This window comes from Actinomyces sp. ICM58, assembly GCF_000283035.1.
Lineage (GTDB): Bacteria > Actinomycetota > Actinomycetes > Actinomycetales > Actinomycetaceae > Pauljensenia.
Genome location: NZ_ALIY01000200.1, coordinates 1 through 4,285, shown reverse-complemented (window position 1 = coordinate 4,285; position 4,285 = coordinate 1). Strand labels below are relative to the sequence as shown.

Annotated in this window: 3 protein-coding genes; all 3 read left to right on the top strand. The window is 68.7% G+C overall.

Annotated elements, in window-relative coordinates:
* Window positions 1-91 precede the first annotated feature (91 nt).
* Window positions 92-1,858 (top strand): ABC-ATPase domain-containing protein, encoded by a 1,767-nt coding sequence (locus HMPREF1138_RS08990; protein WP_009058965.1) that lies wholly within the window; start codon window positions 92-94, stop codon window positions 1,856-1,858.
* A 477-nt stretch (window positions 1,859-2,335) separates the two neighbouring features.
* Complete coding sequence (locus HMPREF1138_RS08985) at window positions 2,336-3,097, top strand: ABC transporter ATP-binding protein (RefSeq protein WP_009058969.1); 762 nt, start codon at window positions 2,336-2,338, stop codon at window positions 3,095-3,097.
* A 29-nt stretch (window positions 3,098-3,126) separates the two neighbouring features.
* Window positions 3,127-4,285: ABC transporter permease (locus tag HMPREF1138_RS08980; protein WP_009058967.1), on the top strand; the 1,159-nt coding region annotated here is incomplete at its 3' end.

Genomic DNA, 4,285 nt, shown 5'->3' with positions numbered 1-4,285 from the left:
CCCCGCTGTCAGCCAGCCCGCCCCGCGATGAGACCAACGCCAGCGCCCGCGAGAATCCCTCTCTCGCAGGCGCCGCCTGTAAACTTGCAGCATGACTCCCCGATACGAAGCCCCCGCACGCTCGACGTCCGGAACCGACGCTGACCTCCTCGACCAGCTGCGACACGCGGACGGGCGCCCCTACGGCTTCTACAAGAACGCCCTCGGTGCCTGGGACTACGGCGACTTCACCCTTGCGATCGACCACGTTCAAGCGGACCCCTACGCCCCGCCCTCGTCCCTGCGCGCCTGGGCACGGCCCGAGGCCATGGGACTGCCCGAGGCCGCCCTGGCCTCGTCCGACGCCCGCCTCGCTGCCGCGGACTTCATCGCCCGCTCCTTCGACGAGGCCATCCGCGCCCGCGGCACACGCGACGTGACGATCGCCCGCGCCGGCGCCCTCATCCTCCAGCGCTCCTACGCGACCGTCCTGCCCGACCGCGTCGAAGTCCGCTTCCAAGTCAAGCTCCCCGCGCGCGGACGTACCATCCTCGGCAAGAGCGCCGCTCGCCTCTTCGACGTCGACGTGCCCAACATCGTCATGGACTGCTTCGACTTCGTCTCCGAAGACCCGGACACGACCCGCAAGCGTTCCCGCCTCCTCGCCCACGTCGCCGCCTACGAGGACTACCGCGCCCTCCAAGGGATCCTCGAGGAGCGCGGCTGGGTGTCCTTCGTCGCCGACGACGCCATGCTCGCGCGCCGCTCCGGCGTGTCCGAGGCCCCCCTCGCCGGCGACGGCGTCGTCGCCTTCGCCGCCCCCGACTCCCTGCGCGCCACCGTCACCCTGCCCCACGCCGGCGAGGTGTCCGGCATGGCGATCCCCCCGGGCCTCACCCTCATCGTGGGCGGCGGCTACCACGGCAAATCCACGCTCCTCGAGGCCATCGCCCAGGGCGTGTACGCGCACGTGCCCGGCGACGGCCGCGAACTCGTCGCCACCGACCCCACCGCCACGAAGGTGCGCGCCGCCGACGGGCGAGCCGTCACCGGCGTCGACATCTCACCCTTCATCACCCACCTGCCCGGCGGCGCCGACACCACGTCGTTTTCCACCGAGAACGCCTCCGGCTCCACCTCGCAGGCCGCCTCCATCATCGAATCCCTCGAGCTGGGCGCGCGCACCCTCCTCATCGACGAAGACACCTCCGCCACCAACCTCCTCATCCGCGACACCCGCATGCGCGACCTCGTCGCCGCCGAGAAGGAACCCATCACGCCCCTCGTCGACCGCGTCACCTCCCTCACCGAGGCCGGGGTCTCCCTCGTCATGGTCGTCGGCGGCTCCGGCGCCTTCCTCGACGCCGCCGACCGGGTCCTCATGATGGACAACTACCACTGCCTCGACGTCACCTCCCGCGCGCGCTCCGTTGTCGCCGACCTGCCGCGCCCCCGCACCGACGCCCCAACCTCCTGGGAGGCCGCACCCCGCGTACCCGCCGCGAAAGCCCACGTGGACCGCCCGCGCACCAAGGCCTCGGGCACGACCGTGCTGACCATCGACCGGTCGACCATCGACATTTCCGACGTCGCCGCAGTCGTCGACCCCGGGCAGGCCGAGGCCATCGCCTGGTGCGTGCGCGGCGTCCTCGAGGAGATGGCCGGCAAGCAGTCGATGCCCGAGCTCATGGCCAAGCTCGGCCGGCGCCTCGCTTCCGAGGGCCTGGACGCCGTCTGCAAGTTCGGCGCCCGCCCCTACCCGGCGTTCCTGGCGCGCCCGCGCCTCATCGACGTGGGCGCCGCCATCAACCGCTACCGCGGCCTGTCCCTGCGCGAGCCGCGCGAGGCTGGGGAGGCGGACGAGGTTTCCGAGTCGTAGTCGCTTGCGGCCGGGCGCCGGGGCCACTCTCCATGCCAGTGGCGCCTGGTGTGCGCCCAGCAATTTCGCACGTAATTCCCATGTAAACCTTTCAAACATTGAATTGGCATCGTTGGAATTGCAACGTTTATGGGGCTACTTAAAAACTGACCAAGGGAAATTACGTGCGAAATTTCGGGTATGTGTCTCTGCCATCACTCCTGGGTGCTGTAGTCGGGCCAGCGCGGCTATTGTGCGCCCAGCAATTTCGCATGCAATTCCCCTGCGACTCTTTCAAGATTTGAATTGGCATCGTTGGAATTGCAACGATTTGAGGCGTTGTTGAAATTTTATCCAATCGAATTGCATGCGAGTTTTGGAGATGGGGCCCCGAGACGCAGCGCGGGGCAATCCCCGAGACGACCCCGGGTGGCCTCGGGGGCGAATCAGGGGAAACCTCCGTAGCGGTGACGCACGCCCCAGGCGCACGATGGATGCATGAACACGAACACAACAATCACGGCCCCTGCGGCCGCACAGGCCCCGGCCTCGTCCATCGTCCGACTCCAGGGCGTCTCCAAGATCTACGGAAGCGGCGACGCTCAGGTGCGTGCCCTCGACGACGTGAGCGTCGGCTTCGGCGCCGGCGAATTCACGGCCATCATGGGTCCCTCCGGCTCCGGCAAGTCCACGATGATGCACATCCTCGCCGGGCTCGACGCCCCCACCTCCGGGCACGTCTTCGTCGAAGACACCGACATCACTGCCCTGAAAGACACCGCGCTGACCAAGCTGCGCCGCGACCGCATCGGCTTCGTTTTCCAGTCCTTCAACCTGGTGCCCACCCTGGACGCGCGCGCCAACATCCTCCTGCCCATGCGCCTAGCCGGAAAAGCCCCCGAAAAGGAATGGTTCGACCTCATCGTCAGCTCCCTGGGCATCGCGAACCGCCTGAACCATCGCCCCTCCGAAATGTCCGGCGGCCAGCAGCAGCGCGTCGCCGTCGCCCGAGCCCTCATGAGCCGCCCCGCCGTCATCGTCGCGGACGAGCCCACCGGCAACCTCGACTCCCACTCCACCGACGAGGTCATGGACCTGCTGCGCCGCGCCGTCGACGAACTCGGACAGAGCGTCATCATGGTCACCCACGACACCGCCACCGCCGCCTACGCGGACCGCGTCCTCGTGTGCCGAGACGGCCGCATCGTCTCCGACCTGCGCGACATCACCGCCGACAACCTGACCGCGGCGCTGCGCTGAACGCGCGCCCACACCCCAAGGCTCATCTCATGTCTGCAACAAACTCCCTCCTGAGCGCCAACCTGCGCTCCCACGGCCGCCGCTACATTTCCACAGGCCTGGCCGTCGCCATCTCCACAGCCTTCATCGTCATCACCCTCATCGTCATGACGGCGATGACCTCGGGCCTGACCTCCAGCGTCTACAGCCAGTACCGCGGCGGCACGATCGTAGTCTCCCAGAACAACGACGCCCCCGAGGGCGCCATCGAGAGCGCCGAAAGAACCCTGAGCGCAACCAGCGGCGTCACCGCCATCAAGCACATGGCCCAGTGGCCCGCCGACGCCCAGACCGACGCGACGCGCGCCGGCCTGTATGTGTCGCCGCTGGCCCCCAAGCCCTTCGCCGACCTCGACCTGAGCGCCGGAACCGCCCCGACCGCCGACGATCAGATCACCATCCCGGAGCACACGGCCTTGGCCCTCTCGCTGAAGATCGGCGACACCGTCCGCGTGCGCGCCGGATTCACCGAGGGCGACTACCGCACCCTCACGATCGTCGGCACCACGCGCTCGAACACCATCAGCATGGGCGTGCCCGCCAGCTACGTGACCGACGGCGGCTTTTCCGCGATCTTCGGAACGACCGCCTCCGGGAAGTTCATCGTCGCGACTACCGGAGCGGATGCGGACAGCAACGCAAACCCTCCCAGCGCCACCCAGGACGAGTGGGTGGCGAGGGCGAACTCCGCTTTGAGTGGCGTCTCGGGCGTGAGCGTGACCAGCGTGCACCAGGCGATCCAGGACGACCTGGCCCAGGCGCGACTGGGAGCGTCCATGACGATGGGAATCATGCTGATCTTCCCGGCGATCGCGGCGCTCGTGGCCTCTATCGTCGTCTCCTCGACATTCCGCGTGGTGCTCACGCAGCGCACCCGCGAGCTGGCGCTGCTGCGCACGCTCGGGGCGACCAGGCGACAGGTCCGCTCGCTCGTGACCCGCGAGGCCCTCGCGATCGGAGTGATCTCGTCCGCGATTGGCGTCGCGCTCGGCTGGCTGATTGGCGCGCTCGCGGAGGCGGGCACCGGCCTGGCTTCTAGCGTCGTCGCGGCGCTGGCGGGCGCCTCCGTCTGGCAGCTCGCGCTCACCTGGCTGGGCGCCACACTGTTCACGACCCTCGTCGGCGTCTTCCCGGCCCGCGCCGCCTCCC

Excerpts from the sequence above, each read along its gene's own strand:
- HMPREF1138_RS08990 (WP_009058965.1), top strand. The coding sequence starts at position 92 with ATGACTCCCCGATACGAAGCCCCCGCACGCTCGACGTCCGGAACCGAC.
- HMPREF1138_RS08985 (WP_009058969.1), top strand. The coding sequence starts at position 2,336 with ATGAACACGAACACAACAATCACGGCCCCTGCGGCCGCACAGGCCCCG.